Annotated in this window: 17 protein-coding genes and 2 tRNA genes; 14 read left to right on the plus strand and 5 right to left on the minus strand. The window is 46.1% G+C overall.

Features of this window, described 5'->3' with window-relative positions; translation table 11 throughout:
• Positions 1-22 precede the first annotated feature (22 nt).
• The 4 genes from gltX (at position 23) to AY605_RS00920 (ending at position 2,277) form a co-directional block, all read left to right on the plus strand.
• Entirely contained in the window at positions 23-1,531 is a 1,509-nt protein-coding gene (gene gltX, locus AY605_RS00905; RefSeq protein ID WP_064094614.1) for a glutamate--tRNA ligase, read from the plus strand.
• A 57-nt stretch (positions 1,532-1,588) separates the two neighbouring features.
• A tRNA-Ala gene (locus tag AY605_RS00910) sits at positions 1,589-1,664 on the plus strand.
• Positions 1,665-1,702: 38 nt separating this feature from the next.
• Positions 1,703-1,778 (plus strand) — tRNA-Glu (locus AY605_RS00915).
• A gap of 157 nt (positions 1,779-1,935) precedes the next feature.
• Positions 1,936-2,277, plus strand: a complete 342-nt coding sequence (locus AY605_RS00920; RefSeq protein ID WP_064094615.1) for a hypothetical protein — start codon at positions 1,936-1,938, stop codon at positions 2,275-2,277.
• Between the two features lie 76 nt (positions 2,278-2,353).
• Here AY605_RS00920 and ettA read toward each other — a convergent pair whose 3' ends face one another.
• The gene (ettA, locus tag AY605_RS00925) at positions 2,354-4,015 is read right to left on the minus strand and encodes an energy-dependent translational throttle protein EttA (protein WP_064094616.1); all 1,662 of its coding nucleotides are present in this window, start codon (positions 4,013-4,015) and stop codon (positions 2,354-2,356) included.
• Between the two features lie 308 nt (positions 4,016-4,323).
• On the opposite strand from ettA, the gene AY605_RS00930 reads away from it, so the two are divergent.
• From AY605_RS00930 to AY605_RS00975, 10 genes are all read left to right on the plus strand, one after another.
• Positions 4,324-5,601, plus strand: a complete 1,278-nt coding sequence (locus tag AY605_RS00930; RefSeq protein ID WP_064094617.1) for an O-acetylhomoserine aminocarboxypropyltransferase/cysteine synthase family protein — start codon at positions 4,324-4,326, stop codon at positions 5,599-5,601.
• Between the two features lie 296 nt (positions 5,602-5,897).
• The gene (locus AY605_RS00935) at positions 5,898-6,785 is read left to right on the plus strand and encodes an SDR family NAD(P)-dependent oxidoreductase (protein WP_064094618.1); all 888 of its coding nucleotides are present in this window, start codon (positions 5,898-5,900) and stop codon (positions 6,783-6,785) included.
• A gap of 226 nt (positions 6,786-7,011) precedes the next feature.
• On the plus strand, positions 7,012-7,794 hold the full coding sequence (hisIE, locus tag AY605_RS00940) for a bifunctional phosphoribosyl-AMP cyclohydrolase/phosphoribosyl-ATP diphosphatase HisIE (protein WP_064094619.1): 783 nt from the start codon (positions 7,012-7,014) through the stop codon (positions 7,792-7,794).
• A gap of 15 nt (positions 7,795-7,809) precedes the next feature.
• Complete coding sequence (locus AY605_RS00945; RefSeq protein WP_064094620.1) at positions 7,810-9,312, plus strand: UvrD-helicase domain-containing protein; 1,503 nt, start codon at positions 7,810-7,812, stop codon at positions 9,310-9,312.
• A 639-nt stretch (positions 9,313-9,951) separates the two neighbouring features.
• Positions 9,952-12,789 (plus strand): monovalent cation/H+ antiporter subunit A, encoded by a 2,838-nt coding sequence (locus tag AY605_RS00950; protein ID WP_064094621.1) that lies wholly within the window; start codon positions 9,952-9,954, stop codon positions 12,787-12,789.
• A 4-nt stretch (positions 12,790-12,793) separates the two neighbouring features.
• On the plus strand, positions 12,794-13,159 hold the full coding sequence (locus AY605_RS00955; protein WP_004281114.1) for a Na+/H+ antiporter subunit C: 366 nt from the start codon (positions 12,794-12,796) through the stop codon (positions 13,157-13,159).
• The gene (locus AY605_RS00960; protein ID WP_064094622.1) at positions 13,159-14,967 is read left to right on the plus strand and encodes a monovalent cation/H+ antiporter subunit D; all 1,809 of its coding nucleotides are present in this window, start codon (positions 13,159-13,161) and stop codon (positions 14,965-14,967) included. Before AY605_RS00955 ends, AY605_RS00960 begins: the two co-directional genes overlap by 1 nt.
• Positions 14,967-15,485 carry a Na+/H+ antiporter subunit E gene (locus AY605_RS00965; RefSeq protein ID WP_064094623.1) on the plus strand — a complete coding sequence of 173 codons (519 nt, stop codon included), beginning with the start codon at positions 14,967-14,969 and terminating at the stop codon, positions 15,483-15,485. The genes AY605_RS00960 and AY605_RS00965 overlap by 1 nt, the downstream gene beginning before the upstream one ends.
• Positions 15,482-15,757 carry a monovalent cation/H+ antiporter subunit F gene (locus tag AY605_RS00970; RefSeq protein WP_064094624.1) on the plus strand — a complete coding sequence of 92 codons (276 nt, stop codon included), beginning with the start codon at positions 15,482-15,484 and terminating at the stop codon, positions 15,755-15,757. The genes AY605_RS00965 and AY605_RS00970 overlap by 4 nt, the downstream gene beginning before the upstream one ends.
• 10 nt (positions 15,758-15,767) lie before the next feature.
• Entirely contained in the window at positions 15,768-16,172 is a 405-nt protein-coding gene (locus AY605_RS00975; RefSeq protein ID WP_064094625.1) for a Na+/H+ antiporter subunit G, read from the plus strand.
• A gap of 99 nt (positions 16,173-16,271) precedes the next feature.
• On the opposite strand, the gene AY605_RS00980 is transcribed toward AY605_RS00975, so the two are convergent.
• From AY605_RS00980 to rimP, 4 genes are read right to left on the minus strand one after another with little or no spacing between them, the layout of a single operon-like run.
• Positions 16,272-16,676 (minus strand): ribosome-binding factor A, encoded by a 405-nt coding sequence (locus AY605_RS00980; protein WP_064094626.1) that lies wholly within the window; start codon positions 16,674-16,676, stop codon positions 16,272-16,274.
• Positions 16,676-19,384, minus strand: a complete 2,709-nt coding sequence (gene infB, locus AY605_RS00985; protein ID WP_064094627.1) for a translation initiation factor IF-2 — start codon at positions 19,382-19,384, stop codon at positions 16,676-16,678. The genes AY605_RS00980 and infB overlap by 1 nt, the downstream gene beginning before the upstream one ends.
• A 10-nt stretch (positions 19,385-19,394) precedes the next feature.
• On the minus strand, positions 19,395-20,879 hold the full coding sequence (gene nusA / locus AY605_RS00990; protein ID WP_064094628.1) for a transcription termination factor NusA: 1,485 nt from the start codon (positions 20,877-20,879) through the stop codon (positions 19,395-19,397).
• Between the two features lie 35 nt (positions 20,880-20,914).
• Positions 20,915-21,439, minus strand: coding sequence for a ribosome maturation factor RimP (gene rimP, locus AY605_RS00995; protein WP_064094629.1), 525 nt, complete (start codon positions 21,437-21,439; stop codon positions 20,915-20,917).
• Positions 21,440-21,541: the final 102 nt, after the last annotated feature.

Genomic DNA, 21,541 nt, shown 5'->3' on the forward strand with positions numbered 1-21,541 from the left:
ATATTCAAGATTAGATCCGGCTATGACTGTTCGTACTCGTATTGCACCTTCTCCTACTGGTTTTCCGCATGTAGGGACTGCCTATATCGCCCTGTTTAACTTATGTTTTGCTAAACAGCACAGTGGTGAATTCATTCTTCGTATCGAAGATACCGACCAACTCCGCTCAACGCCTGAATCTGAGAAAATGATCCTGGATTCATTGCGCTGGTTGGGCTTAAACTGGTCAGAAGGTCCTGATGTAGGTGGTCCACATGCGCCTTACCGTCAGTCCGAACGTATGGATATCTATAAGCAATATGCACTTGAACTGGTAGAAAAAGGACATGCTTTCTACTGTTTCGCAACTGCAGAAGAACTCGATCAGATGCGTTCAGAACAGCAGGCACGTGGTGAAACGCCTCGTTATGACGGTCGCGGTCTACAACTTTCACAAGAAGAAGTTGAGCGCCGTTTGGCCGCTGGCGAACCACATGTGATTCGCATGAAAGTCCCAACTGAAGGCGTATGTAAATTTAATGACATGCTGCGTGGCGAAGTGGAAATTCCATGGGCGCAAGTAGACATGCAGATTCTGCTGAAAACCGATGGCCTCCCAACCTACCACTTAGCAAATGTGGTGGATGACCATTTAATGCAAATCACCCACGTGATTCGTGGTGAAGAATGGATTCCATCTGCACCGAAACATCAGCTTCTTTACCAATATTTCGGCTGGGAAATGCCTGTGCTGTGCCACATGCCACTTTTACGTAACCCGGATAAATCTAAATTATCTAAACGTAAGAACCCAACATCAATCAACTACTACAAAGATATCGGCGTACTGCCTGAAGCCCTGTTGAACTACTTGGGTCGTATGGGTTGGTCAATGCCAGATGAACGTGAAAAATTCACTTTGGCAGAAATGATTGAGCATTTTGATATTAAACGTGTCTCTTTGGGCGGCCCAATCTTTGATGTAGAGAAATTGAACTGGTTAAATGGTCAATGGATCAAGGCACTCAGCCCGGCTGAATTACTTGACACCTTATTGGCCTGGAAAGCAGACCGCGCAAAACTGGAAGAAATTGCAGCTGCGATTCAACCGCGTATTAACCTGCTGTCTGAAGCGGTGAACTGGTCGGCACATTACTTCAACCACTTCCCGACCCTGAGCAAAGAACAGTTTGTAAGCAAAAAACTGTCTGAAGAGCAAGTGCGTCAGAGCCTGCAATTTGCGATCTGGCGTCTGGAAAGTCTGTTCACCTGGAACAATGACACAGTGAGCCAGACCTTGATGGACTTGGCTGCACAAATGGAAATCAAGTTACGTGACTTCATGCCTGCGTTCTTTATTGCCATTGCCGGTTCGACAGCCTCTACCCCAGTCATGCAGACGATGGTCACCATTGGTCCGGATTTAACCTTTGCACGTTTACGTCATGCACTGGAAATTGTCGGCGGCCCGAGCAAAAAAGAGCTAAAAGTCTGGGAAAAGCTCAATGAAAGCTTAAAATTGCCGAAAAATGAAGCAGTTGATCAAGCTTAATTAATTTTTTTATTGACGTGTGAGTATGATATCCCTAATATAGCGCTCACACAGGCTGGGGTCATAGCTCAGTTGGTAGAGCGCTACAATGGCATTGTAGAGGTCAGGAGTTCGATCCTCCTTGACTCCACCAAATCAAGTCTTGCTTTAGCTGTGTAATTTGCCTCAATTGTCCCTATCGTCTAGAGGCCTAGGACATCGCCCTTTCACGGCGGTAACCGGGGTTCGAATCCCCGTAGGGACGCCATATTCAAGATGACCATAATAAATTATGGTCATCTTATAAAAAACCCAAGCATTGCGACTTGGGTTTTTTATTGCCTGTATATTTTATGTTGGGCAATATTTCGGTTTCTTCGCATCTTCCGATAAAATAATCAGTAATTTAGAATTTTGGAGTTGTAATGCAATATCGTTGCCCTAAGTGTCAAAGCCCGAAAATCATGCCGGTGGCCCAGCCAGGTCAAGCAGCTCCACGTCCAGTGGTTCCTAAAAGCCTAATGTTTCTGGTACCCGCCCTGTTCCTGTTGTTATTGCTAGTGATTATTAGCATTGCGATGTGGGTTTTTGGCGATGGTGCAGGTACGACTTTACAGACTGCAACTGTGATCGTTTTTATTCTTTCTTTGATCGCAGGTTTTATGTTCTATAAGGACTTACCTGATTTTAAAATTTCAATGCAGGCATTTATGCAAACACAAAAGAAATGGAAATGCCGTGAATGCAACCATGAATGGGAAGTCTAATTTACCCTTCAGCATGCAATAAGTATAAAAAAAACCAGCCCTGAGGCTGGTTTTTTATTTACAAAATTTAGGGTTATTAAGCACCAATTTTGCGATATTTTTGACGCTTCGTTACTAAGTCATCACCATCACGTTTACGGCGATATGCTTCGAATTCAGCATAGTTACCGGTGAAGAATTCAGGTGTTTCACCTTCGAATGACAAGATATGTGTTGCAATACGATCCAGGAACCAACGGTCATGCGAGATCACCATGACTGTACCCGGGAATACAAGAATTGCATCCTCAAGTGCACGTAAAGTTTCGATATCCAAGTCGTTTGATGGTTCATCCAGCAAGATCACGTTAGCGCCCATTTGCAGGATTTTCGCAAGTTGTAAACGGTTACGCTCACCACCAGACAATTGACCTACGCGTTTTTGCTGATCCTGACCTTTAAAGTTAAAACGACCGATATATGCACGTGATGCGATTTCGTATTCGCCAATCTTCAAGATATCCAAACCACCAGACACTTCTTCCCAGACGGTTTTGTTGTTATCTAAGGTGTCACGGATCTGACCGACATACGCTACTTTCACTGATTCACCCAGTGTTACCGTACCGGTATCAGGTTGCAGTTCGCCCGTCATCATACGGAACAGTGTGGTTTTACCTGCACCGTTTTCACCCACGATACCCACAATTGCGGCAGGTGGTACCGTGAATGTTAAATCTTTGTACAGTAAACGATCACCAAACGATTTGCTGATGCCTTCAACTTCTACAACCTTGTTGCCCAGACGTGGACCAGGTGGAATGTAGATTTCAGAAGTTTCGTTACGCTGCTGGAATTCGCGTGAGTTAAGCTCTTCAAAACGCTCCATACGCGCTTTGTTTTTCTTTTGCTGGCCTTTGGCATTCGAACGAACCCATTCAAGTTCTTTTTTCAACGCCTTAGCAAAAGATTCTTCTTGCTTGTTCTCTTGCTCTAAACGGGCATTTTTCTGCTCAAGCCAAGAAGAATAGTTACCTTGATATGGAATACCCATACCACGGTCAAGCTCAAGAATCCATTCAGCCACGTTATCCAGGAAGTAACGGTCATGCGTAATGGCTACGATGGTACCCGGGAAGTCTTTCAGGAAACGTTCCAACCAAGCCACAGATGAAGCATCCAAATGGTTCGTCGGTTCGTCTAGAAGTAACATGTCCGGCTTAGACAGAAGTAAACGGCACAGTGCCACACGACGGCGTTCACCACCTGAAAGCTTAGATACATCTGCATCCCAAGCTGGCAGGTTCAATGCCGCAGCAGCCTGATCCATCTGGTTCGCAAGGTTATGCGCATCCCAGGTCTGGATAATTGCTTCAAGCTTTTCTTGTTCTTTCGCAAGTGCATCGAAATCCGCATCTTCTGCTGCATATTCAGCAAAGACTTCATCCAGACGCGCTAAAGCATCAAGCGGTTCACGTAAACCATCTTCGACATTTCCACGAACGTCTTTGGTTTCATCTAAAGGTGGTTCTTGCTCAAGATAACCGATTTTAATACCCGGCTGTGCACGCGCTTCACCAGAGAAATCTTTATCTACGCCCGCCATAATACGAAGCAAGGTAGATTTACCTGCACCGTTTAAACCAAGCACACCAATTTTAGCGCCTGGGAAAAATGATAAGGAGATGTCTTTCAGGATTTCGCGCTTAGGCGGAACCATCTTCGACACTCGGTTCATCGTGTAAATATATTGGGCCACGTAGGACTCCTCAACTGAAAAACCAAATAGGGTTAGAACAACGACCCCAGCTCAAAAATGAGCGAAAAAATAATCGGCTATTATACGCAGAAAGCAGCAAAAACATAAGCCATTGCCATGAACTTGCATGCATTGTTACAAGTTTATTGCTGATGTTTTTTTAAACAACCGTTTTCAGTAAAATAACCGGATTAAATCCAGACTGGTATATGAATATTTCATATATTCATTTCAATAAAATTGCACTTTTACTTATATGTAAAAATGCTACACTCAAGCCATAAGCTTAAACAAGAAGATCAAACAGAATGAGTTATAAAGCAGAAACTTTAGCGATTCACGCAGGCTATACCCCCGAAGCAACCACTAAAGCAGTGGCTGTACCAATTTATCAAACCACATCTTATGCCTTTGACAATACACAACATGGGGCCGATTTGTTTGATTTAAAGGTACAGGGAAATATCTATACCCGGATTATGAACCCGACCACTGCAGTACTTGAACAACGTGTAGCAGCGCTCGAGGGTGGAATTGGTGCACTAGCTTTGGCCTCTGGCATGGCTGCGATTACCTATGCAATTCAGACCATTGCTGAAGCTGGGGACAATATTGCTTCGGTATCGACGCTTTACGGAGGTACCTATAATCTTTTTGCCCACACCCTGCCCAAACAAGGTATTGAAGTCCGTTTCTTTGATTATGAAAAACCGGAAAGTCTGCATGACCTGATTGATGAAAAAACCAAACTGGTTTTTGTGGAATCGATTGGTAACCCGCTGGGTAATATTATTGATCTGGAAGAAATCTCTAAAATTGCGCACGCATATGGCGTGCCGGTCATTGTCGACAATACTGTTGCCACCCCAGTACTTCAAAAATCTTTCGATTTCGGTGCAGATATTATCGTGCATTCCCTGACCAAATATATCGGTGGTCATGGCAATTCCATTGGCGGCATCATTGTGGATAGCGGCAAATTCCCGTGGGGTAAATATCCTGAACGCTTCCCTGCCCTCAATACACCAGATCCAAGTTACCACGGCGTGAACTATGTTGAAGTTTTGGGGGAAGCAGCATATATCGCACGTGCGCGTGTAGTGCCGCTGCGTAATACCGGCGCTGCGATTAGTCCACAAAATGTGTTTCTGATTCTGCAAGGTCTGGAAACCTTAAGCCTGCGAATGGAACGTCATACCGAAAACGCACTGAAAGTCGCTGAATATCTGCAAAAACATCCTAAAGTGAAATGGGTCAATTACGCTGGCCTGAAAGATCATCCACAGCATGCCTTGGCACAGAAATATGTGAAAGGTAAACCGTCTGCCATTCTGACTTTCGGAGTGCAGCATGGCCTTGAAGGGGGCACACGTTTTATTGATGCCCTGCAACTGTTCACCCGTCTGGTCAATATCGGTGATGCCAAAAGTCTGGCCTGTCATCCTGCCACCACCACCCATCGTCAGCTGAATGCTGAAGAACTGAAATCTGCCGGTGTCAGTGAAGATATGGTACGACTTTCCATTGGAATTGAGCATATTGACGACCTGATTGCCGATCTGGAACAGGCATTGGCCGCCGTTTAAAGCAGTGCTTAGAACTGACCCGAAACCTCATCATTTCTGATGAGGTTTTTTATTTATTTTCTAAAACAGCCACTTGCTTTGCTTTTTATTTTCATGATAAAAGTTAAATGAAATAGCGAACACAAATAGAGCAATTACTCTAATTTTTATTTTAATTTCAATAATTTAATGTATAGATTTTCCTGAAGAATTAGTTATCATATCCATACTCACCTTCGCTCTCGTCTTCTGTTAGAGCGCCATAGACCTTTAATAAAAATAATTTGAACGCAGACTTCAAATTAGGGATAACAAACGTGAAAACTAGACTACTCAAACAACTGGAAAAGTGTGTTGCAGGTAAAACCGTGCTGATTACTGGTGCATCCAGCGGTATTGGCCTAACCACAGCACATCAATTGGCCGATGCAGGTGCCCATGTTTTACTGGTAGCCCGTACTCAAGAAACCCTAGAACAAGTAAAATCAGAAATTGAAGCAAAAGGCGGTAAAGCCTCGATATTTCCATGTGATTTAAACAATATGGAAGCGATTGACGAAGTCTCCAAGCAGATCATTGCTTCAGTCGACCATATTGATATCCTGATTAATAATGCGGGTCGTTCGATTCGCCGTGCCGTACATGAATCGGTAGATCGTTTCCATGATTTCGAACGTACCATGCAGCTGAATTATTTTGGTGCGGTGCGTCTGGTCATGAATATCCTGCCACAAATGATGATTCGCCGCGCGGGTCATATCATCAATATCAGTTCAATTGGCGTGTTGGCCAATGCGACCCGCTTTTCAGCCTATGTAGCATCAAAAGCTGCGCTGGATGCCTTTAGCCGCTGCCTGTCTGCTGAAGTACATGCGCATAAAATTGCAATCACCTCGGTTTATATGCCTTTAGTGCGTACCCCGATGATTGCACCGACCAAAATCTATAAATATGTTCCAACGCTTTCTCCAGAACAGGCAGCCGACCTGATTGCCTATGCAATCATGAAGCGCCCGAAGAAAGTCGCGACCGGTTTGGGCCGTCTGGCATCCATTACCTATTCCATTGCGCCAGATATCAACAATGTCTTGATGTCCATTGGTTTCAACCTGTTCCCAAGTTCAAGTGCATCTGTGGGCCAACCACAAAAATTGAACTTGGTGCAGAAAGCATATGCGCGTCTGTTCCCGGGCGAACACTGGTAATTTTTCATACGGATAATTGAATCGCAATACGAGCCGCCAACTAGGCGGCTTTTCTCTGTCTCATTTTTACAAGATCTGAAATAAAGTGGACTGATTTAAAAAACCACGACACAGCCTGTCCTGAACAACACAGATTTTTGCCGCAAATGCTGCGAGATCACGTACACTATCAGCGGATATTTCCTATCCGTATTTTTATATTTTGATTGAAATGATGGAAACCCTTATGAACAATGTGCAATGGCTCGATGAAGTAAAATTTAACGAACAAGGATTAGTCCCTGCCATTGCCCAGCATCATCAAACTGGACGTGTGTTGATGGTGGCCTGGATGAACCGTGAAGCATTGGCTTTAACTGCCGAAAAAAATCAAGCAGTGTATTTCTCCCGTTCACGCAACAAATTATGGCATAAGGGTGAAGAATCAGGACATTTTCAGACTGTACATGAAATCCGTCTGGACTGTGATGCCGACGTGATTGTGCTGCAAATTGAACAGCATGGCGGTATCGCCTGCCATACCGGTCGCGAATCATGTTTCTATCGCAAACTCACGCCAAATGGCTGGGAAACTGTCGATGCACAGCTGAAAGATCCATCTGCGATTTATGGCGAAAAATCTACGAATCCGCATACGCTGGCGATGGAAGCATCAACCGCCCAATCTGAACAGGTCGAAGTCTTGTCTTATCTGGGACAAATGATGGCAGAACGCAAACAGGCCGATCCGGATTCCTCTTATGTAGCCAAGCTCTACCATAAAGGCCTGAACAAGATTCTGGAAAAAGTGGGTGAAGAAAGCTTTGAAACTGTGCTGGCAGCCAAAGACTTTGATCAGGATGCTTCGGCAGACCATAAAAATGATCTGATCTATGAAGTGGCAGATCTTTGGTTCCATACCATCGTCATGCTCGGTTATTTCGACCTGGATGTGCAATTGGTATTAAATGAACTGGCACGTCGCCAAGGCTTGTCTGGTCTGGTTGAAAAAGCCAACCGTCAGCATTAAGCCTTGAATTCATCTGTGTCTGATTTAAAAAAACCGACCGCGACCTATGAGCAGGCGACTGCCATTGATAACGCACGTCTGGGCAAATCCTTTAAGGTGATTGCCTATGCAGGTACAGGTAAAACGACTACCCTGCAAATGATCAGTGATGCCATGCCGCAAAGACGTGGCATGTATCTGGCCTTTAACAAAGCCATTGCCAGTGAAGCGCAGGCCAGGTTCCACCGGGGCGTGGATTGCCGGACTTTTCACTCGCTGGCATTTCGCAGTGTTCCACGTGGAGTGACCGACAAGCTGCGTCTGCCACGCTTGAGTCCGAGTTTTATTGCCAAAGAGTACCGGCTTGAACCGATGACCATGCGCCGCATGATGGGCGGACGCTATGAGAAATATGTCTTGATGCCATCAAGACTGGCAAGCTTGGTCGCCAATGCGGTCGGCTATTTCTGTTCGACCAGTTCGCAGTATCCTGCCCCGCGGCATATTCAGGCACCAAGCTGGCTACATCCGGATGATATCGAGACCTTGCAGCAAAAGCTTTATCCGGCAGTCGAACGACGCTGGCTAGAATCAATTGATCCAAATCATCAGGCAGGCATTGGTCATGACATCTACCTGAAACTCTGGGCACTGTCTGAGCCGAATATTCCGGCCGATTATGTGCTATTCGATGAAGCTCAGGATGCCGATCCCTTAATGCTGGGAATTCTACTGAAACAGCGCAGCACCCAAGTGATTTATGTCGGAGATGCGCATCAGCAGATCTATGCCTGGCGCGGTGCAGTCAATGCCATGCAGCAACTGCCTCTGCCTGAATCACGTCTGACCACCTCATTTCGTTTTGGTCCTGAAATTGCCCTGAATGCCAATGCCATTTTAGGTGCCCTCAATGAGACTGTGCCTTTGCTGGGCAATCCGTTGTTAGATTCTAAAGTCGTGAATAAACCGCATACCAAAATGCGTGATGCAATTTTATGTCGGACCAATGCCCGGGCCATGGAATTGCTACTGGCCGGACTGGTACGCGGTGACAAAGTCAGCCTGCAGGCCGATCATGTCAAACTGAATCGCTTTGTCGATGCGGCTGCCATGCTAAAACAGGGCAAGCGTGTGGTTGATGTGCCGGAACTGGCCTGGTTTAACTCCTGGCATGATGTCCATGAATACTGTGAAACCAATGAAGGCAGTGACATCAAGCCACTGGTCAAACTGGTGGACGAGCATGGCACCGATCCGCTGAAAAAAGCCCTGGCTAAAATTACCCCGATTGCCCAGGCTGACTATATTATTTCCACGGCGCACAAAGCCAAAGGTCTGGAGTGGGATCGGGTTCATATTGAAGATGACTATCAATTCAAGCTGAATGAAAAAGACCATAAAATTAGTGATGAAGAATTAAGATTACTTTATGTGGCCTGTACCCGTGCCAAAGTGAGTTTAAATATTCATCACATTTATGACCTGATTCAGCAACTGAAAATCAAAATGCCGCAGTCGCTCCGCCAGGCAGCCGGTTAAGATACAAATATAGATGTGAACAACATGGGACTAAAGTAACGTCCATCGAAGTACTTTATTCATGATAATTACTCTGTTTAGCAAAAATAGCCTGGCCATTTTCCAGTCTGCTTAAGCTCATGAAACAGATTTAGGTAGGTACCTAGTAGCCATTAGAAAATGTTTATATAGATAAAACTCCCCGAAAACTCAAAAATAACCAAGTACATTTTGGGGACCTGATATAGAGAGGCTTGAAAAGAAAAATATCAAGTCAGGCAGTTTCCCCAGCATAAGAAACCCTGTTTTTATTTATATTTACAATCAATGGCTGAGATCTAATCTTAATTTTCGGTCACTTCTGGATGATCTGTTTAAGCATCCCTCTGCGGTTAAAACCAAGCTCACGTATAATTTATAAGTTCCACATAAAAACGTTGATGTTGTTGTTATCCTGTAATATGATCGGATTTATTTGCGAATTTCATTGTAAAATCGGAATTTGCTATCGTTCATAAGTTGCGCAATACAACTGTTTTATATTCTTTTTGAATATTCTTTTGGCTTTCAAGATTGAGAAGTTTGGATCGCTCCTTGTGATCCTGTAGTCCTTGGAAGATAAAGATTCACCCTAGGTTGGTCACAGCCTAAATCACGACAATGGATACGAGTGTGCTGCCGATTATTATATTGTTACCGTTAGTATTAGGCACAACCCTTGTCTCGTGGCTGAAGCAATTTTCGCGCGAGGTAACGGCTTTAGGGGCAATTGGTGTCAGCCTCAGCAGTTTCTTATTATTATTGAGTCAGGCGCCTGCCATATTTGATGGCGCAGTGATTACCCAGACCTGGTCCTGGCTGCCGCAGCTGGGTATTGATTTCAGTTTTCGTCTGGATTCCCTGGGACTGCTGTTTGCCCTGCTGATCAGCGGGATTGGTACGCTGATTTATATTTATGCCTATTATTATCTGAATCCCAAAAATTCGCTGAGCAAGCTGTATCTTCTGCTGATGCTGTTTATGGCAGCTATGCTCGGGATTTCATTGTCAAATAACCTGATTCTTTTATTGGTTTTCTGGGAATTGACCAGTATTTCATCTTTCCTGCTAGTGGGTTACTGGAGCAATTACGAAGCTGCGCAACGTGGCTCACGTATGGCTCTGACCATTACTGGACTGGGTGGTCTGGCCATGCTGGGTGGTTTTATCCTGCTTGGTCAAATCACTGGTACCTACCAGATTGATCAAATCCTTACGATGACCGAACAGATTCAGTCACATGCTTTATTTGTACCGGCTCTCTTGCTGATTTTACTCGGTGCTTTTACCAAAAGTGCGCAGTTTCCCTTCCATTTCTGGTTACCGAATGCCATGGCTGCGCCGACACCTGTCTCGGCCTATTTACACTCGGCCACTATGGTCAAAGCCGGTTTATTTCTGGTCGCACGCTTGCTACCGATCTTCGTCGGTGCTGCACTGTTTCATAATATTGTAACCTTTGTCGGTCTGTTTACCCTATGTATGGCCGCTTTTTTTGCCATTTTCAAGGAAGACCTGAAGGGCTTACTCGCCTATTCAACCATCAGCCATTTAGGCCTGATCATGTGTCTGCTTGGGATCGGTTCTCCTCTGGCGGTTGCAGCTGCAATTTTTCATATTATTAACCATGCCACCTTTAAAGCGGCCCTGTTTATGATTGCCGGAATTATCGACCATGAATCGGGCACACGTGACTTGCGCAAACTGTCAGGCTTATGGCAACTGCTACCCTATACCGCTACCCTGACCATGATTACGGCGGCGGCTATGGCAGGTGTGCCACTGACCAATGGCTTCCTGTCCAAGGAAATGTTCTTTACCGAACTGGTCGCGAACTTGAGTGGTCCGGTCATGGTCGTTTCAGCCATTGTCGCAACACTGGCCGGGATTTTTGCAGTCGCCTATTCTACTCGACTGGTGCATGGGGTATTTTTCGATGGTCCGCTAGGCAAGCAGGTTCCGAATAAAGATGCACATGAACCTCCGTTTGGCATGCGTGCACCCGCAACCTTATTGGCAATCTTGTGTATTTTGGTGGGTATATTCCCGGCACTTCTGGTTGAAAAAATTGTAAACAGCTCCACCCGGGCATCGACTCAGGATTTTGCTTTTGAAGGCACTCATCTGGCACTATGGCATGGCTTCAACCTGCCGCTGCTGATGAGCGTGATAGCCCTCGTTGGCGGAGTCATCTTCTATTTTTCTCTTGCCAAAGGTGGTACCTTACGCGAAATCGACCTGGATCCAAAACTGGGCCGCTTGCAGGGCCGGGTATTGTTCGAACTGTTTTTGAAAAATCTGCTGCTGAATTCACGCCGTTTCCGCCGTGCCACTGAAAATGGCAAATTACAAAGCTATTTATTGTGGATCGTGATTTTTACTGTCGCACTGGTCAGTTTCCCACTGGTGAACAATGCGGTGGGCACGGGTACACGTGAACTGACCCACGCCCCTGCTCTGGCGATTATCTTGTGGTTACTCCTGTTTTCTGCCTGCTGGATGCTGCTGTGGTTCCATCATGAGCGGATTAAAGCTGTACTGATTAGCGGTGCAGTCGGTCTGGTCGTCACCATGGTTTTTATCGGTTTCTCGGCACCCGATCTGGCATTGACCCAGATTACGGTCGATGTGGTCACCACGGTTCTGCTACTGATGAGTTTATCTTTACTGCCTCAGTTAACACCGTATGAATCGAGTCCGACCCGTCGCTGGCGTGATGCCATTATTGCAATAGGTGGCGGTCTTGGAATAGCAGCTATTGCCTGGCTGATCATGACCCGTGATCATAATTCCATTTCATGGTTCTTCCTGCAACAGTCGATTCCACTGGGCGGCGGCACCAATGTGGTGAATGTGATTCTGGTCGACTTCCGTGGTTTCGATACCTTTGGCGAAATTACCGTACTTGGAATTGCCGCGATTGGTGTACTTAGCCTGATGGATGGAATGCGTGCCCATGGCGCCACCATCACCCAGGGTCTGACCTATCGTTTTAATCCTTCACCCCTGATGTTACGTATTACTGCATCATGGATCTTGCCTGTAGCACTGGTGGTCAGCCTGTACATCTTTATGCGTGGCCATAATTTGCCAGGCGGTGGATTTATTGCAGGCTTGGTCACCTCACTGGCACTTATTATTCAATATATCGCAGTGGGGCAGGATAAAACCGAACAGTTGCTGGGGGCCAAATCTGGCCGTCTCTATGAAATCTGGATTGGAGTCGGCTTAACCATTGCCGGTTTGACCGGTGTCGCGGCCTGGTTCTGGTCACGTCCATTCCTGACCAGTGCACATATCTATGTCTCTCCGCCAATGATTGGAGAAATGCATTTGGCTTCGGCTGCGCTGTTTGATGTTGGCGTTTATGTCACTGTTGTGGGTGCAACGATGCTGATGATTTCAGTCTTAGGCGATTCACGTCACTCAAGCATGACTGGCCCTGTACCAAGAGGATAATAGAATGATCAGTTTAGAATTTTTATTAGCCTCTGCGATTGGCCTGCTGACGGCCACAGGCATTTATCTGATCCTGCGTGCCCGTACCTTCCCGGTAGTGTTGGGTCTCGCCATGATTGGTTATGCAGTCAACCTGTTTTTATTTGCCATGGGCCGAATTCAGATGAATTCGCCTGCAGTATTGACTGAAGCCTCGAAAGTGACCGATCCCCTTCCTCAGGCACTGGTGCTGACAGCCATCGTGATTGGCTTTGCCACCACTGCCTTTATTGTCCAACTGGCATTGCGTAGCCGCTACGAATCAGGAACAGACCACGTTGACTCCAAAGAAGAAATACCAAATCTTGACCCGCGCGAGGATGAGCCTTAATGACTGATCTTCTCAATTTCTGGAATCAACATACCCCTATTTTCAGTATTCTTTTACCGGCCTTTACCGCTTTTGTCCTGGTTCTTTTAGGCAACCCGGGTTCAGGCTCTCTGGTGACGGACTGGCGTCAGCCCTGGCGTCGGGGTATCAGCTATGTCTCGAGTATCTTGGGCCTGATCATTGCTGTCAGCTATTTAGTAGACAGTAGTCAGGGTCAGATCAATGTTTATACGCTGGGCGAATGGGTCGCACCTTTTGGTATTGTACTGGTTCTCGATCAGCTCTCTGCGATGATGCTGGTTTTGACCTATGCCCTTGCAGTGCCGGTGCTCTGGTATGCCAGTAAAGAATGGGATATGCGTGGGCGTTATTTCCATGCCATGGTGCATTTCCTGCTCATGGGTTTGACCGGTGCCTTCCTGACCGGTGACCTGTTTAACCTGTTCGTGTTTTTTGAAATCTTGTTGATGGCATCCTATGTACTACTGCTACATGGACAAGGCAAGGCCCGTTTCCAGCTGGGAATCCACTACGTCACCATTAATCTGTTTGCTTCTGCCCTATTCCTGATTGGACTCGGGATGATTTATGGCAGTGTCGGCAGTCTGAATATGGCAGATGTGGCCCGCTTGATGCCTACCCTCGCTGAAGATCAGCACAAGCTGGCGGTTGCTGGTGGATTAATGCTGTTTGTCGTGTTCGGAATTAAAGCGGCGATGCTACCGCTTGGCTTCTGGTTACCCAAAACCTATGCCGTAGCCACCACACCTGTGGCAGCACTCTTTACCATCATGACCAAAGTCGGGGTGTATGCAATTTTACGGATTAATGGAACTGTTTTTGATGATGAATACAGCCACCAGATCCTGATGAATTGCCTGCTGGTGATTGGTCTGATTACGTCGGTTTATGGCGTGATTTGCGCAATCGGCACAGAACGTCTGCGCCGTTTTATCGGCTTTATGGTGCTGTCTTCAGTCGGAACAATTCTGGTAGCAATCGGCATGAATACAACTGCAGCCTGGGCCGGTGCATTGTATTATATGGTGCACAGTACCCTGATTGGCGCAGCCTTTTATATCCTGTCAGGCTGGATTACCTCACAGCGCGGCGAATTTAAGGATCACTTTAAAATCGCGCCACTGATGAAACAGAACAAGCTGGTTTCGATTGTCTATTTCATCATTGCCTTGATGATGGCCGGCCTGCCACCGTTTAGTGGTTTCTTCGGTAAAGTCTTTATTTTGCAGGCTTCTGCCAATTCAGACTATCAGATGATTATTATCCTGACCATTTTATTGGTAAGCTTCCTCAGTATTCTGGCCTTTACCCGGGTTGGTTTCGTGCTGTTCTGGCGTTCGACCAGACCTGAGGATGACCTTAATTCTGAAGATTTTCACAAATACGAAGCCCTACCAAGTAAGGCACCCGCACGTAATGATCGTGTAATCTATCTATTGCTTGCTGGCCTGACTGCCTATGTGGTGTTTGCCGGACCGATCTATCAATATAATTATCAGACTGCAGAACAGATTAAAAATAATCCGGTTTATGAAGCTGCCTTGTTAAAACGCGATGCAGAAGGCCAGTTTATCAGTGTGCAACCTTTTGATCCAAGCTATTTACCTGAAACCAAGTACGGTGGTGAGACAGTCGATCCGAATGCACATCTGGTTCCTTATACGATTTCGGAAGCCACTCTGGAAGGTGAAAACATTTCTGAATTCAAGCAACGCCAGATTGATCAGCAGTATGTTGAACAAAACAGATATGATGATAATCAACTTAAACCGGTGGAGGGACCTTAATGGCTGTATCATTCCTGCAACGTTGGTTCCCGCATCCGCTGGTTTCTGTGATCGTTGGGCTAAGCTGGATTCTGCTGGCACATAATCTGGAAGCTGGAACATTGCTTTTCGCGCTGGTTCTGGCGATTGTCATTCCGAAAATGGTTGCACCTTTTATTGACTATACCCCGAATATCCAGTGGGCTCCTGCCCTGCGCCTGTTCTTTGTCGTGGTTTGGGATATTGTAGTAGCCAATATTAAAGTCGCAAAACTGGTACTTGGTCCAACCAAGAACCTGCATCCGAAATGGTTTCGCGTGCCTTTGGAAACCGAGCATGAGGAAGTCAATGCCTTGCTGGCAATGATCATTACTACAACGCCCGGTACAGTATCTGCAGGCATTGATCAGGATCGTGGTGATATTCTGGTTCATGCCTTAAGCACAGAGGATGAAGCAGCAGAAATCGAAACGATCAAACAGCGCTACGAACAGCCTCTGATTGAAATTTTCAGCGCACAGACAGGAGAAAAAGCATGACTATTCTGCCTTATGCATTAATGATTTGCCTGGGTGCTATCACTGTCTCGATGTTACTCTGCCTGATCCGGCTCATCACTGGCCCTTCTATCGTTGACCGGCTCTTGGCACTCGATACCCTGTTCCTGAATGCCACCTGTCTGATTGTCATTTTAGGGATTTACTGGAGTAGCAGCTTCCTGTTTGAAGGGGCCTTACTGGTTGCGATGCTTGGCTTTGTTTCGACTGCAGCCTTGGCACGTTATTTCACCACTGGCCATGTGATCGACTAGGAGTTTTTAAATGTCCTTAATTTTAGAAATACTGGTGTCGATTTTTTTATTGATTGGTGCTTTCTTTATGTTGGTCGGCGGGATCGGTATGGTCCGTCTGCCCGATCTGTTTATGCGTCTGCACGCCCCGACCAAATCCAGTACTTTGGGCCTGGGCAGCTTTTTGATGGCCTCAATTCTGTTCTCGGCCATATATGGCCGTTTCGGTTTTGCTGAAGTGCTCATCACCCTGTTCGCCTTCATTACCGCACCGGTATCTGCCAATCTGATGGCACAGGCTGCATTACATTTGCGTTTACGCTCTTTGAGTGGCGAGGTTCCGGAAACGCTGGAACGCCCTCTGCCTTGGCAGCGCTCACGTCGCCGTGCTTTTTATGAGAAAAAAATGAACCATAAAGATGATGATCTCACTTAATCCAGACTATTTTTAGATTGGTCTATCAGTAGCTTAATTTTTGATACAACCAGACAATAAAAAAGCCACCCAAAGGTGGCTTTTTTATTGTGTTAAGACTTATTCATTGTCTTTTTTTGCTTCTGCTTCAGGTAAGTCCTTCACAGCTTCAGCGATCAAACCAAACATATAGTTACCATATGCATTGGTCTTATCATAATGGAAACGTAGACGAGGCGTAATACGGGTTTTAATACGACGACTCAGCTCATGGCGCAGGAAACCGGATGCTTTGTTTAATACATCCAGAGTTTCTTTATTTGCCGCTTCGCTTTGTTCGTCGCCAAGTTCACGTCCCATTACAGTGACATAAACTTCCGCATATCCCAGGTCTGGGCTCACCTTCACCGCAGAGATGGTCACCAGACCACCTAAGCGTGGATCTTTCAGCTCCTGACGGATCAGTTCTGACAACTCGCGTTGTACTGTATCCGCCATACGCTTCAGACGTTGACTACCCGCCATTAAAGACTCCGTTTAATCAGTTGAACATCGTACACTTCGATCTTGTCGAGAGGTTTGATGTCTTTATAGCCTTTCACCGCAAGACCACATTCCATACCGGCACGAACTTCTTCAACCACTTCTTTGTAGCGACGAAGAGATTCAAGCTCACCCTGGAACACAACCACGTCATCACGTAATACGCGAATCGGTTTGTTACGATGTAATACACCTTCAAGCACCATACAGCCTGCAGCCGCACCGAATTTACTTGAGTGGAATACTTCACGTACCTGTGCAACACCCAGAATCGTTTCACGATGTTCAGGTGCAAGCTTACCGCTCATTGCTGCTTTCACGTCATCGATCAATTGATAGATGATTGAGTAGTAACGAATGTCGATATTGTCCGCATCGGCTTTTTGGCGTGCTGCATTATCCGCACGTACGTTAAAGCCAAGCAGAACTGCTTCTGAAGATTCAGCCAGTGTTACGTCAGACTCGGTGATTGCACCAACGCCTGAACCGATAATACGTACTTTCACTTCATCTGTTGCAAGTTCAGCAAGTGCTACATGCAAGGCTTCCAGCGTACCGCGTACATCAGTCTTCAGTACCACATTGACGATAGGCACATCTTTCTTGCCCATAGATGCCATGATATTTTCAAGACGCATTGCAGATTGACGCTCAAGACGTTTTTGACGTTCACGGTCCATACGCGCATCAGCAACTTCACGTGCTTTCTTCTCATCGCTGACCACAAGAACTTCATCACCCGCCATTGGTGCTTCTGGAAGACCCAGAATTTCAACCGGAATTGAAGGACCAGCAGACTTGATACGTTTACCGTTTTCATCTGTCATCGCACGTACGCGACCATAAGACGAACCAGCAAGTACCAGGTCACCCACTTTCAGGGTACCGTTTTGAACAAGAATAGAAGTCACAGCACCACGGCTGTTATCTACACGTGCTTCAATAACCACACCTTGCGCAGCACCTTCTTCAGATGCTTTCAACTCTAACATTTCTGCTTGAATCAAAATCAGGTCCAGCAGCTCATCAATACCTTGACCCGTGTGGGCTGAAACCATGGCAACCGGCACATCACCGCCCCATTGTTCAGGCACGATCTGTTTAGCAGTCAATTCATTCAGAACACGGTCTGGATCAGCAGACTCTTTATCCATCTTGTTGATCGCAACAATGATCGGCGTACCTGCAGCACGCGCATGATCAATTGCTTCTGCAGTTTGTGGCATCACACCATCATCTGCTGCTACAACAAGTACCACGATATCAGTCGCTTTGGCACCACGTGAACGCATCGCAGTAAACGCTGCGTGTCCCGGAGTATCAAGGAAAGTAATAATACCTTTATCGGTAGTTACATGGTAAGCGCCGATATGCTGGGTAATACCGCCCGCTTCACCTTGAGCCACTTTGGCACGGCGAATACGGTCAAGCAGTGATGTTTTACCATGGTCAACGTGACCCATGATAGTCACAACAGGCGCACGAGTGGTTTGCGCACCACGTGCTTCTTCAGCTGCTTCCAGCAAGTTATCTTCAGCTTGTGTATCAGAAACCAGTACCGGATTATGGCCCATTTCTTCAACCACAAGTGCAGCAATTTCCTGATCAATCGCCTGGTTCTGAGTTACTAGCTCACCCATTTTCATGAGTGATTTAATCACTTCGCGAACCTTAACTGCCATTTTCGCAGCCAAGTCAGCAACTACAATCGTTTCACCGATTTCAACATCGTAAACCTGTTTTTTCACAGGTTTTTCGAAACCATGCTTGTTGCCCTGGCTGGTTTTTAAACCACGTTTAGGCTGTTTGCTGAAGCTTTGCTCTTCCTGACCACGACGGCCACCTTTTTTCGGTGCACGCGCGCTCGGCGTATTGGTACCACGTTTGATTTCGCGGTCTTCTTTGGCAAAAGAGTCTTCATATGCCTGGCCAACAAGACCGGCTGCCAGAGGAGAATCATCAACAACACGAATGGTTGCAGTGGTATCTTCAGCAGAGTACTTGGTCGCCATTTGACGCATTTGTTCAAGCGTACGTTGCTGCGCTTCTTCAGCCGCTTTACGACGTGCTGCTTCTTCAACAGCTTTTAATTTTGCTGCTTCCGCTTCACGTAGTTTTTTCTGTTCAGCTGTTTCTACTTGCTTAACCGTTTGTTTTACAATCGGTTTATTGGTTGATTTGCGTTTTACCACAACTGCAGCTTTAGAAACTTCCTGCTTGTCACTGGTTTGCTTTGCAGCAGCACGCATCGCTTCTAGCGCTTTACTGGCATTATTGACGCCAGTTTTTGGAGCTTCAGCAGAAGCCGCTTGCGCTGTATTCTGCTCAGGCGCAGCTTTGGCCTGTTGCTCAGCCTTGGCTTTCGCCAATGCTTCTGCTTTGATCTGTTCCGGATCTGGCTTAACAAATGTATGCTTCTTGCGAACTTCTACATTAATTGTTTTTGCCTTACCTGAAGTACTGGCTACTTTAGCCGTACTGGTCGTTTTACGTTTCAACGTGATTTGCCCTGCTTGGCTCTCTGAACCTTGTGATTTTTTCACATGGCTCATCAAGCTATCTTGTTGTTCGGTGGTAATAATATCGTCAGCTTTACGCTGTGGTAAACCTGCCTCACGAACCTGCTCTAGGAGCTTCTCAACTGGACGACCCACGCTGAGGGCTAACTCTTTAATTGACTTGTCCGTCATATACTACCTCCTAGTTAAACCATGATTCGCGCGCTTTCATAATGAGTTGACCCGCTTTCTCAGCACCCAAACCTTCAATATCTGCGATATCGTCGGTTGCCTGATCTGCTAAATCATCCACGGTTACCACACCACGAGCTGCTAGAGCTTGCGCGATCTCTGCTGTCATGCCTTCCATTGCAACAAGTTCTTCACTTGGCGCTTGGATATTCTCTTGCTGTTGTAATGCATCAGCAAGTGCAATTTCTTTCGCACGGCTTTGCAATAATTCAACTAGTTCAGCATCAAGTTCGATTTCATCGAATGTTTCTGCCGGGACGTAAGCAATTTCTTCAAGCGAGGTGAAGCCCATTTCTACTAATGCCATCGCCAAATCTTCCGCGATATCCAGACGTTGTACAAACATGTCCAGATATTGTTGCGCTTCGTTTTGTTGACGGGCGTAGTATTCCTCTTCCAGCATCATGTCCAGCTTATAGCCAGTCAGTTCTGATGCCAGACGAACGTTCTGACCTTGTGAACCAATCGCACGTGCCAACTGATCGCTGGCAGCGAAGATAATATCCGCAGTACGTGCATCTTCATCGATGACAATACTCGATACATCTGCTGGTTCCAATGCACTTGCGATATATTGCGCAGGATCATCCGACCAGACTACGACATCAATACGCTCACCATTGAGCTCTTGCTGTACAGCCTGAATTCGGGTACCACGCATACCAATACAAGCACCCACCGGGTCAATACGGTGGTCATTGGTTTTTACTGCAATCTTGGCACGCACGCCCGGTTGACGAGCTGCAGCTTTAATTTCAATAATTTCTTCAGAAATCTCAGGGATCTCTTTCTTCATCAATGCGATCAGCATTTCAGGCTTGGCACGCGACAATAACAATTGCGCACCGCGACCTTCACGGTTCACGCTATAAAGAATTGCACTTACGCGCTGCTTTGGACGAAGAATCTCTTTCGGAATCATTTCTTCCCGGGCAAGATAAGCTTCGGCATTGTCACCTAAGTCGATAATAAAGCCATCTTTGGTTTGTTTTTTCACTTCACCGTAGATCAGCTCGCCGACTTTAGATTCATAAGCATCTGCCACAAGTGCACGTTCTGCTTCACGAATTTTCTGTACGATCACTTGCTTGGCAATTTGTGCCGCAATACGACCGAAATCAATCGATTCAACTTCCAGCTCACGAATGTCGCCAATTGACCATTTTGCAGGATCAACATCAGAAATCGCATCCTGACAAGCTGGCATTTCATGATCTTCATCTGCAACCACTTCCCACTGACGGAAAGTGCGATAGTCACCTGTCTTGCGATCGATTTCCACACGTAAACGTGCTTCTTCCGAATTTGTACCTTCGTAGAATTTTTTCTTTGTCGCTGCAACTAAAGCTTGCTCAAGCGCCTCAAAGATCGCTTCACGAGGTACACCTTTTTCGTTACTAACCGTTTCAACGACGGTCAGAATTTCACGTGCCATACGTCACCTATGCGTTCAAATTCTTATTTATTAAATTAATCTTGGAAGACCAAATTTGCTTTATCAATATTGTGACTGTCGATCTCCAATACCTGCTGCTTTTCCACTTCAACCTGAATCATTTCATTTTCCAGGTCGACAGCAACCAGTTTTGCCTGGAATTTACGACGGTTATCTACTGCGCTGATCAATCGTAATGCTACGGTTTGACCAATATAACCTGACATCTGCTCAAGCTGGAAAAAAGGACGGTCCCAGCCTGGTGATGAAACTTCAAGTGAATACTCACCTGAAATTGGATCATGGACATCCAGCATTGCACCCACTTGCTGCGTGACACGCACACAATCCTGAACGCCAATACCACGCCCCTGTTCTTCTTCACCATCTTCATTAACGACTGGTGCAACGCTCTCATCGACTGGTTTGTCGATATAGATACGTAATAACGAACGTTTCCCTTGTGGCAGGAACTCAATCCCCCAAAGGTTTACATTACAGGCTTCAACTGCCGGTGCAATCAAGTCCTGAAGTGCTTGAGTTTTATTTGATAGCTTCATTTACTCTCGTCATCTGGTGCGATTTTATGATCTATTTGACCACTACAAACCAATACAAACTATAGTAGTAGTGAAACATGGAGATTTGATCAAATAATGTCG

The organism is Acinetobacter sp. SFD (assembly GCF_001647575.1).
Classification (GTDB): Bacteria; Pseudomonadota; Gammaproteobacteria; order Pseudomonadales; family Moraxellaceae; genus Acinetobacter; species Acinetobacter pecorum.